The 22,114-nt window shown below is 34.3% G+C and carries 21 protein-coding genes and 1 riboswitch; of the genes, 7 read left to right on the top strand and 14 right to left on the bottom strand.

The features are described 5' to 3' along the window. Positions 1-21: 21 nt before the first annotated feature. Positions 22-582: an energy-coupled thiamine transporter ThiT gene (gene thiT / locus CBF31_RS10850; RefSeq protein WP_126832924.1), complete on the bottom strand. Its 561-nt coding sequence runs from the start codon at positions 580-582 to the stop codon at positions 22-24. A gap of 92 nt (positions 583-674) precedes the next feature. Beyond that, positions 675-777, bottom strand: a riboswitch (TPP riboswitch). 274 nt (positions 778-1,051) lie between these two features. On the opposite strand from thiT, the gene CBF31_RS10845 reads away from it, so the two are divergent. From CBF31_RS10845 to CBF31_RS10835, 3 genes are all read left to right on the top strand, one after another. Beyond that, positions 1,052-2,590, top strand: coding sequence for a flavocytochrome c (locus CBF31_RS10845; RefSeq protein WP_126832922.1), 1,539 nt, complete (start codon positions 1,052-1,054; stop codon positions 2,588-2,590). Between the two features lie 87 nt (positions 2,591-2,677). Beyond that, a complete protein-coding gene (locus tag CBF31_RS10840; RefSeq protein ID WP_126832920.1) occupies positions 2,678-3,430 on the top strand; it encodes an exodeoxyribonuclease III in 753 nt (250 codons plus the stop codon). Positions 3,431-3,441: 11 nt separating this feature from the next. Further along, a complete protein-coding gene (locus CBF31_RS10835) occupies positions 3,442-3,975 on the top strand; it encodes a 3'-5' exonuclease (RefSeq protein ID WP_126832918.1) in 534 nt (177 codons plus the stop codon). 32 nt (positions 3,976-4,007) lie between these two features. Here the strand turns inward: CBF31_RS10835 and CBF31_RS10830 are convergent, their stop codons facing one another. The 4 genes from CBF31_RS10830 to CBF31_RS10815 form a co-directional block, all read right to left on the bottom strand. Beyond that, entirely contained in the window at positions 4,008-4,532 is a 525-nt protein-coding gene (locus tag CBF31_RS10830; RefSeq protein ID WP_126832916.1) for a GNAT family N-acetyltransferase, read from the bottom strand. A gap of 15 nt (positions 4,533-4,547) precedes the next feature. Further along, the gene (gene tsaE / locus CBF31_RS10825) at positions 4,548-5,009 is read right to left on the bottom strand and encodes a tRNA (adenosine(37)-N6)-threonylcarbamoyltransferase complex ATPase subunit type 1 TsaE (protein WP_126832914.1); all 462 of its coding nucleotides are present in this window, start codon (positions 5,007-5,009) and stop codon (positions 4,548-4,550) included. Positions 5,010-5,111: 102 nt separating this feature from the next. After that, a complete protein-coding gene (gene pta / locus CBF31_RS10820; protein ID WP_126832912.1) occupies positions 5,112-6,086 on the bottom strand; it encodes a phosphate acetyltransferase in 975 nt (324 codons plus the stop codon). 156 nt (positions 6,087-6,242) lie between these two features. Then, positions 6,243-6,911, bottom strand: coding sequence for a uracil-DNA glycosylase (locus tag CBF31_RS10815; protein WP_126832972.1), 669 nt, complete (start codon positions 6,909-6,911; stop codon positions 6,243-6,245). Positions 6,912-7,030: 119 nt separating this feature from the next. Here CBF31_RS10815 and CBF31_RS10810 point away from each other — a divergent pair, with 119 nt between their 5' ends. Then, positions 7,031-7,900 carry a Cof-type HAD-IIB family hydrolase gene (locus tag CBF31_RS10810; RefSeq protein ID WP_126832910.1) on the top strand — a complete coding sequence of 290 codons (870 nt, stop codon included), beginning with the start codon at positions 7,031-7,033 and terminating at the stop codon, positions 7,898-7,900. A gap of 30 nt (positions 7,901-7,930) precedes the next feature. Further along, positions 7,931-8,470, top strand: coding sequence for an LURP-one-related/scramblase family protein (locus CBF31_RS10805; RefSeq protein ID WP_126832908.1), 540 nt, complete (start codon positions 7,931-7,933; stop codon positions 8,468-8,470). Between the two features lie 32 nt (positions 8,471-8,502). On the opposite strand, the gene CBF31_RS10800 is transcribed toward CBF31_RS10805, so the two are convergent. From CBF31_RS10800 to CBF31_RS10785, 4 genes are all read right to left on the bottom strand, one after another. Further along, entirely contained in the window at positions 8,503-9,066 is a 564-nt protein-coding gene (locus CBF31_RS10800) for a GNAT family N-acetyltransferase (protein ID WP_126832906.1), read from the bottom strand. Positions 9,067-9,187: 121 nt separating this feature from the next. Further along, positions 9,188-10,363: a 3D domain-containing protein gene (locus CBF31_RS10795; RefSeq protein ID WP_170167951.1), complete on the bottom strand. Its 1,176-nt coding sequence runs from the start codon at positions 10,361-10,363 to the stop codon at positions 9,188-9,190. Positions 10,364-10,523: 160 nt separating this feature from the next. Then, positions 10,524-11,078: a flavoprotein gene (locus CBF31_RS10790; protein ID WP_126832902.1), complete on the bottom strand. Its 555-nt coding sequence runs from the start codon at positions 11,076-11,078 to the stop codon at positions 10,524-10,526. After that, a complete protein-coding gene (locus CBF31_RS10785) occupies positions 11,075-11,824 on the bottom strand; it encodes a phosphopantothenoylcysteine decarboxylase domain-containing protein (protein ID WP_126832900.1) in 750 nt (249 codons plus the stop codon). The genes CBF31_RS10790 and CBF31_RS10785 overlap by 4 nt, the downstream gene beginning before the upstream one ends. Before the next feature lie 142 nt (positions 11,825-11,966). Here CBF31_RS10785 and CBF31_RS11300 point away from each other — a divergent pair, with 142 nt between their 5' ends. Next, positions 11,967-12,431 carry a GNAT family N-acetyltransferase gene (locus CBF31_RS11300; protein ID WP_126832970.1) on the top strand — a complete coding sequence of 155 codons (465 nt, stop codon included), beginning with the start codon at positions 11,967-11,969 and terminating at the stop codon, positions 12,429-12,431. Between the two features lie 54 nt (positions 12,432-12,485). On the opposite strand, the gene CBF31_RS10775 is transcribed toward CBF31_RS11300, so the two are convergent. The 4 genes from CBF31_RS10775 to trhO all read right to left on the bottom strand — a co-directional run bounded on the left by CBF31_RS10775 (position 12,486) and on the right by trhO (position 19,442). Further along, positions 12,486-13,019: an HdeD family acid-resistance protein gene (locus CBF31_RS10775; protein ID WP_126832898.1), complete on the bottom strand. Its 534-nt coding sequence runs from the start codon at positions 13,017-13,019 to the stop codon at positions 12,486-12,488. Positions 13,020-15,406: 2,387 nt separating this feature from the next. Beyond that, positions 15,407-17,254, bottom strand: a complete 1,848-nt coding sequence (locus tag CBF31_RS10770; RefSeq protein ID WP_126832896.1) for a glucosaminidase domain-containing protein — start codon at positions 17,252-17,254, stop codon at positions 15,407-15,409. 288 nt (positions 17,255-17,542) lie between these two features. Beyond that, on the bottom strand, positions 17,543-18,391 hold the full coding sequence (locus tag CBF31_RS10765; RefSeq protein ID WP_126832894.1) for a YitT family protein: 849 nt from the start codon (positions 18,389-18,391) through the stop codon (positions 17,543-17,545). A 100-nt stretch (positions 18,392-18,491) separates the two neighbouring features. After that, positions 18,492-19,442 (bottom strand): oxygen-dependent tRNA uridine(34) hydroxylase TrhO, encoded by a 951-nt coding sequence (gene trhO / locus CBF31_RS10760; RefSeq protein WP_126832892.1) that lies wholly within the window; start codon positions 19,440-19,442, stop codon positions 18,492-18,494. A 189-nt stretch (positions 19,443-19,631) separates the two neighbouring features. Here trhO and CBF31_RS10755 point away from each other — a divergent pair, with 189 nt between their 5' ends. Beyond that, positions 19,632-20,054, top strand: a complete 423-nt coding sequence (locus tag CBF31_RS10755; protein WP_126832889.1) for a NusG domain II-containing protein — start codon at positions 19,632-19,634, stop codon at positions 20,052-20,054. 39 nt (positions 20,055-20,093) lie between these two features. Here the strand turns inward: CBF31_RS10755 and CBF31_RS10750 are convergent, their stop codons facing one another. Continuing rightward, positions 20,094-22,001, bottom strand: coding sequence for a heavy metal translocating P-type ATPase (locus tag CBF31_RS10750; protein ID WP_126832887.1), 1,908 nt, complete (start codon positions 21,999-22,001; stop codon positions 20,094-20,096). Positions 22,002-22,114: the final 113 nt, after the last annotated feature.

Below are 22,114 nucleotides of genomic sequence, written 5' to 3'. Positions count from 1 at the left end.
GAAGCCGCGGCTTCGTCTTTTTTATTTTCCTATCACTACTGCTGGATATTTTTTAACAATCATATATGAAATAATAGCGGTCACTATCGCAGTTGCTAAACCACTTGCTCCGTTCATTACAAATGAAAAGGCCCATGGATTTAATCCCCACATTGCAAATTTTCCCCAGAAAATAACACCTGCGATAAAATGCCAGAAGAAACGAGCCGCACACCCTACTAAACTAGCTAAGACAACCGTCCCTAAGACACTTTTCGTCTTGTTTTCTGATAATTGCTTAGCTAATTTAGTGGCATATAACCCACTAAAACCTGCAAAAACAAAGGCAATCACATATTCAATTAAAACTTGGCTTACTGTCAAGAATGCAATATTCCCTACTAAAAAGTGAAGCAATCCCCACAATAATCCTGAAAATAAACCTGCCTTGAACCCACGTCTTAACGAATAAATCGTGATGGGAATCATCCCTAACGAAATAGTGAAGCTACTGCCGATATTTGTTGGTATCATGGATAAAACCATACATAACGCTGCCACGATAGCCCCTTCAATCCAAACTTGTAAACGCTGATTTAACATAAAAAACTCCTCCTTAAAATTGTATAGAACAAGAGCCATACAACAAAGGAGGAGCCTATCGTCTTAATTATTAGCTTCATATAATAAAAGAGTCTCTGCTCCATCACAATCCCTACGTAAGTGTCAACTTAATCAGGTTCGAAGGGTCCAAGCTTGCGCTCAATCTCAGCCTAAACGGCACCCCTTTGTGATGGTAAGTTCTATTTAGTTTTTGTAACACCCTTACATTAGCATGAATTGAAGAGTAAGACAACCTGTAAGTCTGTGAAATTTCATATACCTTGTAATAAATAGAGAGCAACCCTTTCCATTGCGATAAAATCGACCTTCACAGTTTTTAAACAACTTATAATTAAACCGACAATATAAGAAAAGTTACTTAAATTACTTAATTAATGTTGAAATCCTTTGAAACCCTTGATATTATAGGTTTGTGAAATGAATAACTAAATATTTTGGGGGAATTAATGTGAAAAGTAAAATCAAAGTTGGGTTAGCTTCACTTTTATCAGTTCTGTTCATCGCAACAGGTTGTACACCTGACCAACCGAAAGAAAGTGCTACAAAAGCGACCGAAAAGAAAGAAAAAACTGAACAAACTACTGATGCCAACACTGGTGCATCAGAACAAAAGAAAACATCTCTTGAAGATCTAAAAGATGAATACGATGTTGTTATCGTTGGTGCTGGTGGTGGCGGAATGTCAGCTGCTATTCAAGCAAAAGATATGGGAATGAACCCTGTTATCTTTGAAAAAATGCCTGTCGCAGGTGGAAATACAGTTAAAGCCTCTGCTGGTATGAATGCTTCTGGAACTAAATTCCAAAAAGAAGCTGGTGTGAAAGATTCTAACGATTTATTCTTCGATGAAACACTTAAAGGCGGAAAAGAAACAAATGACAAAGAATTATTACGTTACTTTGTAGACAGTTCAGCTAATGCTATCGATTGGTTAGATGGTATGGGCATCACGCTTAATAACTTAACTGTAACAGGGGGAATGAGCGTTAAACGTACTCACCGTCCAGCTGATGGTTCTGCAGTAGGGCAATATTTAGTTGAAGGTCTCCTACGCAACGTTCACGAACGTGATATTCCATTATTTACAGATGCTGACGTTAAAGACATCAAAGAAAATGATGGCGCTGTTTCTGGTGTTAAAGTTAAATTCAATAATAAAGATGAAAAAGAAATCAAAACAAAGGCAGTTGTTGTCGCAACTGGTGGTTTTGGTGCTAACTTAGATATGGTGACAAGCTACAATAAAGACTTAGACGGATTTGTTACAACAAACCAAGCTGGTAGCCAAGGTGACGGCGTTAAAATGATTGAAAAATTAGGTGGCGACACTGTTGATATGAAAGAAATTCAAATCCATCCAACTGTTGAACAAGAAACATCATTCTTAGTAACAGAAGCGGTTCGTGGTGAAGGTGCTATCTTAGTTTCTCAAGAAGGCAAACGTTTCGTTAACGAATTAGAAACACGTGACAATGTTTCAGCAGCTATCATTGGCCTTAAAGACCAATACGCTTACCTAGTATTAGATTCAGGTGTTAAAGACCGCGTTAAAGCTATCGACTTCTATGAAAAACAAGGTTTTGTTAAAAAAGGCGAGTCTATTGCTGACTTAGCAAAAGAAATTAACATGGATGCGAAAACACTAGAAAATACAATGACAACATGGAACGATAATGTTAAAGCTAAAAAAGACGCTGATTTTGGTCGTACAACTGGTATGGATAATGATTTATCTAAAGGTCCTTTCTATGCAATCAAAATCGCACCAGGTATCCACCACACAATGGGTGGGGCTAAAATTAATACAAAAGCTCAAGTCTTGAAAAAAGATGGCACACCGATTACTGGTTTATACGCAGCCGGCGAAGCATCAGGCGGACTACATGGTAAAAACCGTATTGGCGGAAACGCTGTAGCTGACATCATTATCTATGGTCGTCAAGCTGGAACACAATCAAGCGACTTTGTTAAATCATTAAAAAAATAAATAAGTCTCTTAAGAAGTAGTGAAATCCTTTCACTACTTCTTTTTTTTCGTTACAATAGAATCAGAAGTTTTTAAGGAGGAAAAAGAATGAAGTTTATTTCATGGAACGTCAACGGCTTACGTGCTGTTGTTAAAAAAGGCTTTGTCGATATTTTTAATACATTAGATGCAGATTTTTTCTGTTTACAAGAAACTAAATTACAAGAAGGACAAATTGACCTTGAGTTACCAGGTTACACACAATATTGGAACTATGCTGTAAAAAAAGGCTACTCTGGTACAGCTATTTTTGCTAAAGAACCTGCACTAAATGCTACTTACGGTATCGGGATTGAAGAACATGACCAAGAAGGACGTGTTATCACCTTAGAGTATGCTGATTTCTATTTGGTAACCTGTTATACTCCAAACTCTCAAAACGAGCTAAAGCGCCTACCATACCGTATGTCATGGGAAGAAGACTTCCAAGATTATATCAATGAGCTTGATCAAGTAAAACCTGTCATTCTATGTGGTGACTTAAATGTGGCGCATCAAGAAATTGACCTAAAGAACCATAAAACTAATAAAAAAAATGCAGGTTTCACACCTGAAGAGCGCGAAAAAATGACTCAATTTTTAGATAGTGGCTTTATCGACACCTTCCGTCATTTTTACCCTGATTTAGAAGGTGCCTACTCTTGGTGGAGCTATCGTTTCAATGCTCGTCAAAATAATGCAGGGTGGCGTATTGATTATTTCTTAGCCTCACAAAAATTAGAAGATCGTTTAGTTTCAGCAACCATTCATGCCGATATTTTAGGCAGTGATCATTGTCCTGTGGAACTAGTGATTGAGTAAGGAGGATGGCTATGAATTTTATCGCATTTGACTTTGAAACAGCTAACTTTAAAAAACACAGCGCTTGCTCTGTTGCCTTAATTATGGTTCAAAATAGCAAAATCGTCGGTCACTATTACTCGCTTATCAACCCTCAAACTGATTTTCATTGGAAGAATATTGACGTCCATGGGATTCAACCTGATGAGGTAAAAGATGCACCAACCTTCCCTGCAATTTGGGAAGAAATTAGTGAATTCTTTCAAGATAATCGTTTAATCGTCGCTCATAATGCACCATTTGATAACGGTGTCCTTAAAGCGTGCTTAGAACACTATAATTTAGAGCAACCTCACTATTTATCACTTTGTACCGTTCGTACGAGTAAAAAACTTTACCCTCAGTTTGAAAATCATCGCCTCAATACGGTATGCAAAAACTTAGGGATTTCCCTTGAAAATCATCACCACGCTCTTGATGATAGTATTGCCTGTGCGAATATTTTACTTCAACAAGAACGTCAATTTGGTGTTGAACCGTTAAAAGAACTCGTTAAATATATGTAAAAAAGAACGTGCCGTAATTGGCACGTTCTTTTTTAATTAATCATCAAACTCATCATATAAACATCTAAAAAGTCACCTTCTGATGAAAGTGCCCCTCTTTTTAGTGTCGCTTCTATCTCAAATCCTAATTTCTTATAAAGATGTACCGCACGTTCATTCCTAGCTTGAACACGTAATTCCAAACGGTGTAATACTGCCATCTCTTGTGCCCATAAAACAACCTCTTCTAATAGCAACTGACCTAGGCCCATGCCCCAATAGTCTTTCAAAACACTCACACCAACATCTCCAATATGAGCAATACTATCACAGTCCTCACCTTTAACACTGACTAAACCTATCATCTTTTCTCCATCATAAGCTGCAAGTAAAAAATGTCGGTCACTCTCATAAATAGCCCCTAACTGAGAAGCTAATAAGTCATCTGATAACGTCAATTCTGCTTCACTTATCGTCACAAAATCTGTTTCTAAAGCAACTTTTGCTAATAACTCTTTCACATCCGTTGCTTCTTCAGGTGCTACTTCTCTAAGCGTAATAGCCACTTCTTCTGTCATGATTTCCCTCGCTTCCTACAAAACAGCCTTAATACGAGCAGCTAATTCTGCCCCTTGCTCACCTGTACTGGCAACACTTAAACTACGTGTATCTTGCTCTTCAAGATAACTTAATGTCAATTCAGCATAGTCCTCAGGTAATTCATCACGGATTATTTGGCCCCATTCTACAATTGAGACACCCTCTGATTCGAAATATTCTTCTAAACCTAATTCACCCGCACCCTCTTCTAAACGATAGACATCCATATGAAATAACGGTAGTCTCCCCTCACGGTACTCTCTCACAATTGTATACGTCGGGCTCTTTACCATTCTTTCAATCTCTAAGCCTTTTGCAATTCCTTTAGTGAAGGTTGTTTTACCGGCCCCTAACTCTCCTGTTAGTACAATACAATCGCCACTTTCTAATACTTCACCGATTTTTGTTGCGACTGCTAACGTTTCCTCAGCGCTATTTAATAACCATTTCTCCATCTTTGGTCACCTACTTTTTCTAATCTCTATTATCTTTATTAGTATAACGATAATTCAAAAAAAAAACTACCCAATCACTAGGATTGAGCAGTTTCATTATAATTAACCCATTAAAGCTTGGCCAGCAGTAATTAAAGCTAATTTGTAAACATCTTCTTCATTACAACCACGTGATAAATCAGAAACTGGTTTGTTTAACCCTTGTAAAACAGGACCAATAGCTTCAAATCCACCTAAACGTTGTGCAATTTTGTAGCCAATGTTTCCTGATTGAATTTCAGGGAATACGAATACTGATGCTTGACCAGCAACTTTTGAACCTGGTGATTTTTGTTGACCAACTGATTCAACAAAAGCAGCATCAAATTGTAATTCGCCATCGATAGCGTATTCTGGAGCTAATTCTTGAGCAATCTTAGTTGCTTCAGCTACTTTTGTAACTTCATCAGATTTAGCTGACCCTTTTGAAGAGAAGCTTAACATTGCTACTTTTGGTTCGATACCGAACATTTCAGCAGTTTTAGCACTTTCAACAGCGATTTCAGCTAACTCTTGAGCCGCTGGGTTGATGTTGATTGCACAATCTGAGAATAAGTATTTTTCTTCACCACGTACCATTAAGAACGCACCGCTTGTACGGCTAGCACCTGGTTTAGTTTTGATAATTTGTAACGCTGGACGAACAGTATCACCTGTTGAGTGAACCGCACCACTTACCATACCTGCAGCTTTTTCCATGTATACTAACATAGTCCCAAAGTAGTTAGGGTCTTTTAAGATTGTACGAGCTTGGTCTTCTGTTGCTTTGCCTTTACGACGGTCAACGAATGATGCAACCATTTCATCGAACTCACCATAAGTTTCAGGGTTAATAATTGTTAAGCCTTCCACTTTTAAGTTGTTTTCTGCAGCTAAAGCTGAGATAGCTGATTCTTCACCAATTACGATTGGTTCTAATAAGCCTTCAACGCCTAAACGAATAGCAGCACCTAATACACGGATGTCATTACCTTCTGGGAAAACGATTTTAACGTTTTTTCCATCAATTTGTTGTTTTAAACCTTCAAAAATATCCATTGTAAAACCTCCAAGTTTGTTTTATTACATTCCTACCTATCATACACCTAAACGCAAGAAAATAACAGTTTAAATTCCTGTACCACGAGTTAAAACCGTGACTGATTCATCAAAATAATTTTAATCTAATAAATACTGATACAGAACAAAAGATTGTTATACAGTTTCTGAAAGTTTCCAATTAATTATTTCTTGATTACTCTCTTTTAAATAAGCATTGATTGTAGAAAAAGGCTTACTTCCAAAGAAACCTCTATACGCTGCCAACGGGCTTGGGTGAGGCGCAGCTATAATTTTATGCTTCGTTTGATCAATCATTTTTATTTTTTGCTGTGCCGGCTTTCCCCATAAGACAAAAATAACAGGTGTTTCTTTCTCATTCAATGTTTCAATAATTCTATCAGTTAACATCTCCCACCCTTGACCTTTATGTGAATTCGGTTCACCTTGTCTAACTGTCAATACTGTATTCAGCATTAGAACACCTTGTTTAGCCCACGACTCAAGATAACCATGCGTCACAGGTGGGTAACCCAAATCCGATTCTAACTCCTTGTAAATATTAACTAACGATGGTGGGACCTTATTTCCAGGTAATACTGAAAAACTCAAGCCATGTGCCTGATTTGGACCATGATAGGGATCCTGTCCTAAAATAACAACTTTCGTCTCTTCATATGACGTTAAATCCAATCCCTCAAAGACTCGGTGTACCTCCGGATAAACCGTTTGGGTTTTATATTCTTCTTCTAAAAATAAATTTAACTTCTTATACTCCTCTGATTTCAAGCAATCAGATAGATGCTCTGACCAGTCATTTTTCATCTCTAACACGTTTTGCCACTCCTTCTCCTGACTATTCTATCCTCATATCTATTATATGCGAAAGCGCTAAAAAAATGGTACACTTATTTTACGAACAACTGACAATAGGGGGAACTAATATGATTAAATTAATAGCGTCTGATATGGATGGAACACTTTTAGGTAAAAAAATGGAAATACCACAGGAAAATATCGAGGCCATTCGTTACGCCACTGATAAAGGAATTACTTTCATGGTTGCTACTGGTCGTGGTGCAACAGAGGCCATACCTGTGCTAGAAGAAGCAAACATCACGTGTCCAATGATTACAGTTAATGGTGCCGAAGCTTTTGATGAAACAGGTAAAAAATTATTCACTGTCGGACTAGAAAAAGAAACTGCCCTTTCAATTATTACCCTTCTAAAAGAAGCTGGTGTTTATTTTGAAATTGCTACTGACAAAGGAATTTTCTCAGATAATCCTCACCTAAGAATTGAAAATGCTGCTACAATGCTTGCTAATCAATTGCCACACCTTACTTTTAAAATGGCGATAGCTATGGCCTCTACACACCTTGCTATGCTTGAAGTAGATTATGTTAAAGACTATCAAGAACTAATAGATGACAACGCTATTACTATTTTAAAAGTTATCGTCTTTGAACAACAAGGAGATAAAATTTTAAAACCTCTACGCCAAAAAGTGGAAACAATTCCAGATATCGTAGTGACCTCTTCATTCCCTAACAATATCGAAATTAACCATATGAATGCCCAAAAAGGGATTGCTGTTAAGAAATACGCTGAAAAACTCGGGATATCTATGGATGAAGTTATGACGATTGGTGATAACTTTAATGATGCTAGCATGCTTGAACTCGCAGGTGTTAGTTTTGCCATGGGAAATGCCGAAGAGGGCGTTAAAAAAATCGCTCGCTTCGAAACGGATAACCATGACGAAGGTGGGGTGGCTAAAGCCATTCGTCGTGCCATTGATGAATCCCTATAGATCACTAGTTTAATGAAAGGTGTTGAAAGTATGGTTACTTATTATATTCGCAAAAATGTACTAGGTTCCAACTGTCGCTCCCTAATAAAAGACGAATCCAACCGTGATAGCTTCTTAATGGTTGGGCGGTGGGGCGCCAGAGGTGATGTTTTTTCACTTTATCAGCTCGATGGTACTCTTATCGCCTCAATTAAACAAGCTACTTTCGCTTTGGCTCTTGGTACTCGATTTGACCTCTACTATGATGGAGATAAGGTTGGAACACTCCAACGTCTTCTCACTTTAAATCGTGATTTTTACTATGTCAGAAAATTAAACTGGGCTGTGATGGGCTCTATAGACACACAAACTTACAGTATTTATCATTTTAATCACCAAATCATGACCTTAGAACCTGTAAGAAAAAATGATAGAACTGAATTAAAAATGACAGTCTCTTCCGAAGCAGATGCACCTATCTGTCTCTGTATCGCAGCAGTACTCGATTATTGGTCATTAAAAACAGATTCAACGCCCTCGCCTTTATCTAATTTAAAAAAAGGGACAACACTCCCTCTTCCAACAGAATAAAAAAGTGCGTGACTATGAAGTCACGCACTTTTTTATATTCTCTTTTGCATGTGGTCATATAAATGACCACTAATTGTTTTACGCCCTACTTCTTCAAATCCTTCGCGCATATAAAGTTTCTTAGCACGAGGATTAGCATCATCGACACTCAAACCTAATTTGTCAGCTCCTTGGCTTCTAGCAAACTCTGGCAAAGCATTTAATAACAATGCGCCAATTCCTTTACCACGTTGATCTGAACGTACGGCAATACTGTCTAAATACCATTCATTTTCAAAAGCTTCTTTATCAGTAAACATCTTTTCAGCTTCACCGATACCTTCTTCTCTAAGAATTGGGAACAACGGGTCATCAATTGTACTTTCTTCCGATTCATTATAACCAAAGGCTACTCCTAAAATCTCCCCATCTTCTTCTACTACTAAGGCTCTTTTATAACTATAACGGTATGTCTCTGTCATAAATCCTTTTTTTAATACCGTCGTCACTTTCTCTTCACCATACTTTAGTAAGAAAGGTAATTCCATATCTTTTAAAATAATCATAATCAGTGGTACAACTTGCTCTGCATCACTTATTTTAGCTGAACGTAACATATCTATCTCATCCTCCTATATCCTGTCTAAAAGTTTACGTGTCCTAAAATGATAAGTCAAATAAATCCACTAAAAAAAGAACGACGGTTGGAAAATAGACTCTCCAAACATCGTTCTAATTTTATAAAATAGTGAAAGTAATTGACTGTCTTCCGAAAGAAACAGCTTCTCCTTGACTCCCAACAAATATATCAATAATAGCTCCCTTTACAACTCCACCTGTATCCTCAGCAATATAGACACCTGAATATGACGGCGCTCCTGGAACGGTAATTTGAACCGCCGAGCCTAGTGGAATAAGACCAGGATCTACCGCAATGGTTCTTCCTACTTGAGGCACTGTTCCTGTTGCAGTCTTATTACCTGTTGCTATATAAGCTGTTGCTTGACCAGACATGCCTCCAGTTGATGGTTTTTCTTCTGGTTTTGGTTCTTTAGGCTCAGTTCCTGTTGTTCCCTCAGGTTCTGTAGTCTCTGTTACTTCTTCAGAGGTCTCAGTTTCAGAATTGGCAGAAGTTGATTCTGTAGTCTCTGAATCATTTTGAGGCGATTCGCTATCTTCACTCTTTTCAGATAACTTATTTTCAACTGTTGCTAATACTTTAGGTTCCGCAGCTTTACTACCTTTTTTCTTAGATTTTTCTGCCTTGACCAAGGCTTCTTTACGTGTTTTTTCTTTTTCAATACGTTCACTTACTAATTTTTCAAGTAAATCTTTATTATTTGCTAATTTATCTTTCAAACCAGACATTCTACTATCCAGCTCTTCTTTCTCAACACTAGCAACTTCTTGCTGCTCTTTTAAACCCTTTTGATTATCTTCTAGTTTCTCTTGTAATTTTACTAGTTTTTCCTTGTCTTGATGTAAAGATTCGACTTTATCTTTTTGAGCAAATGACAAGACACTAATGGCATATGCTCTATTGAAAAAATCACTCACACTTTTTGAATCGAGTAATGCCAGTATTGTAGGCTTAGTTGTTCCTCTTAACTGTAAAATTTGCATTTGTTTCGCAACATAATCACTGCGTTTAGCAATATGCTCTTCAGTTTGAACAATGTCTTTCCTAGCAGTTTTTATCGTTTCTTTCGACTTCGCGATTGTCGTATCAATCTCATTTAACGCTTTATATTTCTTATTAATAACGGAAACTAAATCCTCTATTTCTTGGCTAATGACCTCTCCCTCAGCAGCCACTGAAGATTCTTCCGTTACTGTAGCAAGACTCACAACTGGACTCACTAATAGACACAGTGCTGTAACACCTTGAATCATTAATAATTGTTTTAATTTCATAAATCTGGACACCTCCATATGTCTCATACTAACCCTCTAATTATACTTTATAAAAAAAATATATAGATAACGAGAACATTACAAAAGATGTCATTTAATGCATTACTGTTAAAATTAGGAAACAAAAAGAGACATTTCAAAATAGAAACGTCTCTTTTATTTAAACTATTGGACTTTCATTTAATTTAGCCATAACTAAATCTACAATTTCAGAAACTGGAGCCATTGCACCAATCCCAACATCACCACAAGCTAATTTTTCTGTTATTGGCTTAATTTCTTCATAACCATAACGTTTTAACTTCTCTAAATTGTCCTGCGTAACAGGCTGCTCATACATTTTTGTATTCATAGCTGGTGCAAATAAGCGAGGTGTCGTCTGTGGTGTTGCCATACACACTGTTGAAAGCATATCATCAGCAATACCGTTCGCTAACTTACCAATCATATTCGCAGTAGTCGGCGCTACCAAAAGTAAATCTGTATTTTGAGCCAAGAAAATATGATTGATTCTCTCAACTGAAGGTTCTGTCATGACATCAACATGAACAGGATTACCTGATAAAATTTGTAAAGTAAGTGGTGTTATAAATTCTGTACTGTGCTCTGTCATAACAACATGTACATCAACACCTCTTTTTTTCAACTCTGATACGATTGATGCAGCTTTATATGCTGCAATACTTGCACTTACTCCCAATACTATACGTTTCATTTTCTATTCTCCTTCATCAACTCTACCGCTATTCCTTCAGCAATAGATTCTTTTGTATTAAATCGCTGAATGTTTCCATCAGAACTCACTAAAAGTCCAATGTGTTGACCCTCTTTGATCAATGACTTATCGTTTGCTAAAACATAATCACAGTCATTTTTTTCCATTAAAGATTCTGCTACAGACACTAGCTTTTCTTCAGAAACATCCACTAATAATTTAAACCCTACCAATTTAGTCGTTGGTTGTAATTTTTTTATTTCCCTAATAACCTTAGGTGTCTCTTTTAACTGCATATAAAGTGTTGACATATCCGATCCTAATTTACCTACTGACTGGACTTTATCAAACGATTCATTAAGCTTGTCTACAAAGTTCACAGAGTCTAAGCTGCTTTCATCAGAAAATAATTGCTTCGTCAACTCTTGCTCCCCTATAGAACCTACCAAATAATAATCACTTACGGCCATAGCATGAACAACCACGTCATATGTCTTACTAGTTAATTTTTCTTTAATAACCCGTAACAAATCATCAACAGACTCTATTTGAGTCGCAACAATAGTATCACTTACAGGCATCTTAGACCCCAATCCATGAACATAATCCACATCAACTGCATCCTGAGAAGCAAATGCATCAGCAATCAAACTTCCTAATGTCCCTGTTGAAAAATTAGTAATCCCTCTAACATTATCTATTTTTTCAGTTGTACCTCCTGCAGTAACTAATACATTAATAGTCATAACACTCTTCCATTCATTATTATTTTATTCTTATCTTCATAGTGTAGTCTAGGAGACTAAAAATATAAAGTACTTTGTTTACTATTAAAAAAAAATTAATCACTATCAATTTAAATTATATGCTATCATCATATTGAGGTGAATCACAATCGATAAATACATACTATTAAAAGACATCACAAGTGACAATTGGAGAACTGTTGCCAACTTAAAGGTTAATAGAAATCAGCTTGACCACATCGAAAGTAATACACAGTCTCTGTTAGAAGCAGTTTATGACAATGACTACTGCTGGACCCCTAAAGCCATATTACACAATCAAAACTATATCGGTTTTACAATGTATGGTGACTATAATATCAAAGATAAATCAATCTGGTTAGACAGATTTATGATTGACTCCAATTTTCAAGGGCTTGGATATGGAAAAGCATCGCTTGATTTCATTATAAAGTACCTCAAGGAGAACTTTAATCTCAAAATAATCTATTTAAGCGTCCATGATACAAATAGTCTGGCAATACAACTATATGAAACATTTGGTTTTTTCAATACACAAAACATAGATCCAAACAATGATGAGCTAATCTTCTCATATACTGTGTGAAAATAAAAAAGGTACTGTTGAATTTATTTTACTTTAATTCAACAGTATCTTTTTTTACTTAATTGGAAATGCTCTTATTATATAAGTGATTCCAACATTTAATAAATTAAAACCAACCAAAAAGGATAGTGTTAAAGCAGAAACTATTGGAGATACTAGAAGCATGAATCCTATGATAATCCCTATAGTAGAACTCACTAATGTTAACCAAAAGAAGTTATTACTTACTTTTTTAATCCAACCTAGATCGAATAATCCCATAAAAGCATCGATTAAAAACCAAATAGCAAATACATATGGTGCTATCATAATACCTTTACTTAAATTAAAAATGAAATAACATCCCATAATAATATCAAGAATGCCTACTATCAATAGAGGTGTTACTGATATATTTAACCATAATTTTACTCTTGAACGAAAAATCAACATCGAAATCCCTTTAGTAATTAATAGTATTGTGAAGAAAACAACTATAATCCCTAAATTAGAAATAGGTGATGCTTTTAATGAAAACAAGGCAGTTACTATAAATAATATACCTAATACTAAACTTAACCAATCAAAACTTTCTTGCTTTCTTTTCATACCAACCAGCTCCTTTAAATATAATAATATTATAATGTTATTATATAAAAAAATAATAATTATGTCACTTAATATCCCTAGCTTATTTCTATTTGTTTATATTTTAAAAAAACACAAATAAACCTGTTAAATTTACGACTTAACAAGACTGACTATATCATATAAAATTATGCATATCAAATAAGCTTTTTGTTGCAAAAAACAAAAAATAAAATCTTCTATACAAATCACATTAGTAAGGATTTAAAAGGGTATAACAAATAAAACTGTTTTTTAGCAAAATAAATGATATGTTCAAATCATCTTATCACGATTCAAACGAATATAGCGAAAAACTATTTGATTCTTTGGGTAACACATCTAAATAGTCAACATAATATAAAAAAACATAAATTAAAAATCAATTATATTGAAAGAATAGATTCATTCTTTTTACTTCTGTTTAGGTGAATAAGTTGATTTTTAAAAATAATCATACTCGCTTAAAATATATAGTTGTTTATTTAGTATCTATCTGTGATTCTAATAAGTTGATATACAAACAATATAACAGTTCATCATATTATATATATTGATAAAAGACATCAGTTTAACCACTGTTGTTACAGCATATATTCAATATGAAAAATGAATATCTAAATATTTATATTACATAAACTTATATTTTAATACTAGTACACTTCATTTTTTACTAATTTCTAAAAATCTTATTTTTTGGCTGGATTCGGAATGTTTCCATATAATTCTGATGGTATTTCAATCCCTTTATTATACTGGAATATTTCATCTTGTATTGACTCTTAAACTTATACTCGTTAGTATACATACTTCGGCATATTTTTTCGTCTCTTTTTTATACTAGTGTGTTTTACTGCTTTGACATTTTAATACTGGCATATTTCATGTGTTGTTTATTTTTGACTTTATACTCGTTTGTTTACATACTTTGGCATATACTTTTATCTCTTTTTTATACTAGTGTGTTTTACTACTTTGGCATTTTGATACTGGCATATTTCCTGTGTTATTAAATCCTAATCTTGTACTCGTTTGTTTACATACTTCGACATATTTCTTTTATCTTTTCATTATACTGGTGTGTTTTGCTACTTAGATATTTTAATATTGGCATATTTTATATAATATTCAATCTGGATCTTTATTACTCATTTATTTTTTACATACTTTGGCATATACTTTTATCTCTTTATTATACTAGTGTGTTTTACTGCTTTGGCATTTTGATACTGGCATATTTCACGTTACATTGAATCTTGATCTTTATATTCGTTTGTTTACATACTTCGACATATTTCTTTTATCTCTTTATTATACTGGTGTGTTTTACTGCTTCGGCATTTTAATACTGGCATATTTCATGTGTTGTTGATTTTTTTGCTTTATACTCGTTTGTTTACATACTTTGGCATATACTTTCATTTCTTTATTATACTAGTGTGTTTTACTGCTTTGGCATTTTAATATTGGCATATTTCATGTGTTGTTGATTTTTTACTTTATACTCGTTTGTTTACATACTTCGGCATATTTCTTTATTGTACTAGTGTGTTTTACTACTTCGGCATTTTAATACTGGCATATTTCTTTTATCTCTTTATTATACTGGTATGTTTAATACTGTTACTATTTTATAACTATTATACTGGGATGTATTTCGAATTTTATTTAATATACGGATGGTATTTCTATATATTTATTATAACATTGATAATGAATTAGCGCAAACTATTTCATTATATAAAATATGTCACTAAGTGATTACCGCTAAATAATCACTTAGCACATATTATAGCAGTCTGATAACAGCTGCTCTAAAGTTTGTCTTTTAGAAAACGCATAAAAACTAGTTTGATTTTCCATTCATAACGAATTATCTCGAATTACAGCCTTACTCTTATCTCACAGCTTACCGACCAAACTTATGCCGGAGTTTAATCAGTGAACTGATCACTAATTATATTACTGCATTCCTAGAAAGTCTTTATTCACAAAATATCATTCTAATAGATTATTTGTTTTCCAAAAGATGTGTACCTTATACTAGAGGGTTGTCTATCACAAGTTTGTTAAATCTAAAATCAATTAGTATCCATCTAAATGAGGAAATCCAATAAATGATTTCATTGATTACTATTATTAGAAAAGCACAGCTTTTATTAGCACCTATTCCTATCAATAAAATTTTAGCTAGAAATTATATTGATACGATTAAGTTCAAGTATTATTGGTGAATAAAATATTATCTCGAGTAATATATATCCATCCAAGTAACTTCCTAACAAAAGGATGATTAACTATTAATAAAATCAAGTCAATCACTATTAGATTTCATCACAGTCGACATCAAACTAAGAGATTTTTCATTATCAATCTGGTGAAAGACGGTTCTGTTTAATTTTAATTGCAAAATCCGGCATAAATTGATTCATTGGTAATTCTTTAACAAATTCTCCTGGTTGAGGGGCCATAATCATATTGCCCTCTCCTGAGTAGAATGCAACGTGCCATGTACTTCCACGTTGTCCCCAGAATAATAAATCTCCTGGTTCTAATTGTTCAAATGGGATGATTTTCCCAGCATATTCTTGATCATATGTAACCCTTGGTAAGGATACGCCTAATTTATTATAGACATACTGAACTAATCCTGAACAGTCAAATCCTTGTGGTGTTGTCCCCCCCCATACATAAGGTACTCCTATATATGTTCTTGCTAACTCAATTACTTTATTTGGATCTTTAAGCATTCTTCTATTTGAAGTTTTTTTACGTTTAATAATTTTTTTGATTTCTTTTTCTTTTGCTACTTTAATTTTTTGACCCGGATAAATCATATTTGGATTTTCAATTTCTTCATTCAAATCAAATATTTTATCTAACTCAACTTTTTGTTTCGTTGATATTTTTTGTAAGCTATCGTTGTTTTGAACACGATAAAACTTAGCTGGCATTTTTACTGTTGTTTCAATTGTTTCGAATTCACTTGATTCAGTCCCATTGTCGTACTTAGTTAAGTCATACGCTTTAATGATTCCATTTAATTTTTGATCATAACTTGTATCTGTAGCATATCTTCCTGTAAGGAAACTTGTTGCTTCTTTATATGTCTTAGCATTCTTTTTCCAAGTTCCGGCATAGAAACTTGAATTTCCAGCAATTCCATTTTTAATTAAATCAGCATAATCTTCAAGTGATTCTTTGTAACTTGGGTAACTTCTAAAACCTGCAACAATTTGGTACATATTCCCTGCACCTGAATCTTCTAAAGTGGCAAAACTTACTGAAGAATTCTTGTATGATCCTTTGATACCAAATAAATTATGATTTGGAGGTGAAGCTAAACCGCTTTTTCCATAAGCACTTTCTAAAGCTGCTTGTGCGATCATAACTGAGGCATATAAACCTTGTTTTTCACCAATTTCAGCAGCTAACGGCCCAATTGTATCGATAAACTCTTGTGATGTTTGGTTAGTGGTTATGTGAATTTCTCCACCTGACCCACCTACATTACCATTTGGTCTTGAAGGTTTATGAGAAACATTTCCACCTGGTTTTGGTTTTTCTGGTTTTGGTTTATTCGGTTTTTCCGGCTTCGGTTTGTTTGGCTTTTCCGGTTTTGGTTTATTCGGTTTTTCCGGTTTTGGTTTATTCGGTTTTTCCGGCTTCGGCTTGTTTGGCTTTTCCGGTTTTGACGTCTCTGGTTTCTCTGTTTCCGACGTTTCTGGTTTTTGTGTTTCTGACGTCTCCGGTTTCTCTGTTTCCGACGTTTCTGGTTTTTGTGTTTCTGACGTCTCTGGTTTCTCTGTTTCCGACGTTTCTGGTTTTTGTGTTTCTGATGTTTCAGGCTCCGTGATTGGAGGTTCTGTTGTTTCTGTCTCAGATATCCCAGGATCTTCTGTTGTTCCTGTTTCAGGCGCTTCTGTTGTTCCTGTCCCAGGTAATTCAGTTTCTCCTGTTGGCGGGGTTGGCACTTCTATCTCCCCTCCCGGATTTTCAGTGCTACCATTTTCAGATGGCAAACTTTCTTCCGTTGGATTATCAGAAACTTCTGTTGTCGCAGTCACACTACTATCGCTTGAAGTAATAACATCGGCTAATCCAATTGCTGGAGTAACCAAGTTACTTACTAACATCAACATAGTGGCGAATATAAGCGTCGTCCGTTTCATATTATCACCTATTAATTTTATTTTTTTTTGGCATTTGTTTGGCATTTGTTATTTCTCTTTATTTCTATATTAGTATAACATAGAAATTCTTAATACGTCTCTTTTTTATTTTTAATTTTTTAAAATTTATTAAAATAATATAAAGAATAAGAGTTAACTTACTAAAAATAATACCAAAACACTTAACTACTATTCTATCTTTTAAATATGAAGAAAGTATGAACTTTTAGTTGTTTTTGTTCATTTGTTAAAATAAATCAATTGAACAAAAAAACTATTATAAAGACTTATGAGAAATACAAGCCCTTATAATAGTAGAAACACGTCAATATTTTATTTTGAAATACTAAATCCTTTACCCATTACTTCATTAGCAGGCATAACAACAACAAAACCGTGTTCATCAATTTCTAAAATATGTTCTTTCAAATCATGAAATTCTTTTTCTGGTAATACACACATTAGCATTTCTTTATTATTTTGTTTATAACTACCTGTTACAGCTATTTTTGTAACACCTCTGTCCATATCTTTTAAAATCATTGTTTCAATATCTTCTAATTTTTCTGAAATAATAAGAACATTCTTAGAACGATCCATTCCAACTTGAACCATATCTACTACACGACCAATAACAAATAAACAAATTAGAGAATACAATACTTTATCAATATCAAAGGCTAAACATGCACCTAGAATTACAAACCCATCCACTACTGTTACCGCAATACCTAGTGGTAGTTTTAAATATTTATGGACAATTTGAGAAATAATGGCTGTTCCACCTGTTGAAGCATTTCCTTTAAATACTAATCCTAAACCTAATCCGGTAATAACACCTCCAAAAATACTTGCAAGTAACGGATTTTCTGTAAGTGTCGGAAGATTAGTTGTTAATCCTACAAAGAATGGATATATCATACTTCCAAATATTGTTTTCATCCCGACTTCTTTTCCTAATAAAGCAAAACATAATACTAATAAAGGAATATTTATTGCATAAAGCGTAACAGCTAACTCAATTCCAAATAATTTTTTAATGATAATACTAATACCATTAGCTCCACCTGCTACCAAATCATTTGGTTCTAATAGTAGGTTGATTGATAACGCTAAAACAAAAGACCCTACTATGACATAGGCCAAATCTGTTAATCGTTGTTTCGTAAAAAATTTCTCCATTTTGACAACCCTTCCATTTTATAAACTAGTTTAAACTCTTCTGTTCATTATAACCAACATACAATAAAAAGGAAAGCACAGTCGTACTCTCCTCCTCATATTAAAGACTTTCACCAAGCACTTCTAATCTTGCTTGCCACTCGTCTTTTGTTAAATTATGTTCTGATACATATCTATTTTTTTCATGACAGCGGCATTCTTCAGAACACCCTCTTAGATATTTATCTTCATTTTCTTCTGATGCAAAAATTTGTTTATTACAGAAAGGATTGGCACAATTCACATATCGTTCGCATGGCTCACCATCGAAAAAGTCTTTTGCTACGACAACATGTTCTACATGATTAATTGGAACACTGATACGCTCATCAAAGACATACATCATGCCGTCCCATAAATCACCACGAACTTCAGGATCACGACTGTATGTAGCAATTCCCCCGTGAAGTTGTCCAACATCTTTAAACCCTTCACGAACTAACCAACCTGAGAATTTTTCACAACGAATACCACCTGTACAATAGGTTACTACTCGTTTGTCCATGAATTTTTCTTTATTGTCTATCATCCACTGTGGTAATTCCCTAAAGCTTCTGATATCCGGTCTTACTGATCCTCTAAAATGTCCTAAGTCATATTCATAATCATTACGAGCATCAATAACAATAGTATTTTCATCAACTATAGCTTCTTTAAATTCTTTGGGTGATAAATATTGCCCGGTTAAATCTAATGGATTTAAATCATCCTCTAAGTTTAATGATACAATCTCTTTACGCGCACGAACATGCATTTTTTTGAAGGCATGCTCTTCCGCAGCATCAATTTTAAATAGCATCTCTTTGAAACGTTCATCTTGATGCATAGCTTCAATATACTTTTCAGTATCTTCTACTAAACCTGATAAAGTACCGTTGATCCCTTCATCACCTACAAGAATACGACCTTTTAAGTTTAATGAACGGCAAAATTCTAAATGTTCTTTTGCAAATTCTTTTGGGTCCTCGATTGGGACATATTGATAATATAATAATACTTGATAGTTAGCCAAGGCTAGTTCCTCCTAATCTTTGTTCGAAAAAATTATACATCATACCAAACAGAATAAGCAATTTTAATGCCTGTTTCACAAACAAAACTTTGTTTATGCTAAGTATTTATTGACTAATCCTTCTATTATAGTTACTCTATATAGAGTAATTTATCTTAAATAAACCACCATTGGTTTGGAGTGAGTCTGATGTTTTGGAACGAAATAAAAAAACAATTTAAAATATTTGATGGGATTATTATTATTTGTCTTATCATTTTATCTTTTATACCTTATGTTTTATTTGGCTATAATGCCCTAGGTGAAGATATTAAAACAGATGAAACAACTGCTGTCATCTCTATTGATGGTAAAGAAGTGGACCGTTTTAAATTATCAGATTCTACAAAACATAAAGAAGTAACCTATCGTCCTAAAGGAAAACAATATAATATAGTAGAAATGGAAGGGCGTCGTATCCGCGTAAAGGAAGATAACAGCCCTGATCAGATAGCCGTTCATACTGGGTGGATAAGTAAACCCGGTCAAACTGCTATTTGTTTACCTCATCGTCTCATCGTTGAAATCATCGGTGTCCCTGATGAAGAAGATGATATGATTATTACTTATTAACAAAAAAGATACCAATTTAAAAATTGGTATCTTTTTTGTTTATTCTTTTATTGGTAATAACAATCTTAAACCATTTAAAATAACTAGTATTGTACTTCCTTCATGAGCGATAACCCCTAAAGGTAAATCCATTTTACCGAAAATATTTAAAACAATAAGTAAGGCAATCACTGCCAATGAGAAGTAAATATTTTGCCATACAATCTTATCTAGACGTTTTGCAACTTTATGAGCATAGCTTAATTTTGTTAGATCATTCTGCATCAATACCGCATCTGCTACGTCAATGGCTATGTCGGTTCCTTCGCCCATAGCAACACCAATATCAGCTTGTACTAAAGCAGGTGCATCATTTACACCATCACCTAACATCGCAACTACACCGTATTTCTCTTGTTGTTCTGTTACAATAGCTGCTTTATTCTCAGGCAAAACATTTCCAATAATCTCATCCATACCTAACATATTTCCTACAGCTTGACCAGTTTTTTCAGCATCACCTGTAATCATTGTCGTATGTACACCTTGAGATTTCATATAGCTAATTACTTTCTTAGCATCTTCATTTGGCACATCCATCATTGCAATTAACCCTACAACTTTTTCATCTTCAGAAAAATAGACAACTGTTTTTCCTTCACTTGCATAATCATGATTTAATTTCGCAATCTCATTTGAATCAGTTGTGAATGAATCTGGTTTTCCAATTCTATAAGCTTTTCCTTGATAAGTTGTAACTAAACCTTTACCGATTTGGTTATCTACATCTAAAGTTAAATCATTTTTAGCTGTAAATTTTTCTAAAATAGCGTTCGCTAGTGGATGATTTGCAGTTTTTTCCATCCCAACAATAATATCAATATACGCTTCATCAGTTGAACCTTCAAAGAAATAATCTGTTACTTTAGGTTTACCTTCTGTTAAGGTTCCTGTTTTATCAAACGCAACAGCTTTAACATCTGCTAAATTTGATAAGTAGGCGCCACCTTTAAATAGAACACCTCGTTTTGCTAAGTTTGATACTGCAGACAATGTTGCCGGAACCGCACTAGCGGCTAAAGCACACGGCGAGGCCACAGTTAACAAGACCATCCCGCGGTAAAAGCTTTCATACCATGACCAACCAAAAATCGTTGGCGCTAATAAGATAAAAATAGGAACAACTACTAAAACCGTTTTAACATAAACCGGTTCTAATTTTTGAATCTTTGTTGCCGTTTTTGTCATATTAGATTGAGATTGATCAACCAATTCGATAATTTTAGCAAATAATGTGTCACTAGAATCTTTAGTTACTTCCATTGTAAATGAACCATTTCCATTAATCGTACTACCGAAAACTTCATCGCCAACTGTTTTTTCAGCCGGGACACTTTCACCATTAATTGATGACTCATCGATTGAACTATATCCAGAAATAATTTTACCATCCGTTGGAACTTGATCACCATTTAATACTTTTAATTGGTCTCCAATTTTTAATGAGGCTACTTCAACAACTTCTACTGTGCCATCTGCTTTAATCAGACGTGCTTCTGTTGGGTTCATTTGCATTAGATTAGTTATTTCTCTCTTACTCTTACCCTCAGCATAATCTTCTAAGAAATGTGCCGCTGCAAAAATAACAATCAGTAAAGCTCCTTCTTGGAAATCACCAATAATCATCGCACCAATAGCTGCCAATGTCATTAGAATATGAACATTAGGAGTAAACTTCCCTTTTTCTTTAGTAGAAGAAATAGTATCTAAAATACCTTCTTCAATAATATGAGAACCTGCGGCTAACATTGCTACTACATATAACACATTTTTTAATACACCTGCACTCATAAATAAGGCAATAATAAAGGCAATAAGTCCTACAAAAAATAATATAAGTGGCATCTTTCCATGATTATGTTCATGATGCTGCTCTTGAGTTTCAGTCGCTCCGTGGTCGTGTGACATCTGATTTCCTTCTCTCTTTTGATTAATTTAAGATTAACATATGAAATCTTTTTCATATGTTAATCTTACAACACTTCCTTAAATTGTGCAAATAATAACCGAATAAAAAAAGG

It is taken from the genome of Vagococcus fessus (assembly GCF_003987565.1).
Classification (GTDB): domain Bacteria; phylum Bacillota; class Bacilli; order Lactobacillales; family Vagococcaceae; genus Vagococcus_D; species Vagococcus_D fessus.
This window is presented reverse-complemented; position numbering and strand designations above follow the sequence as displayed.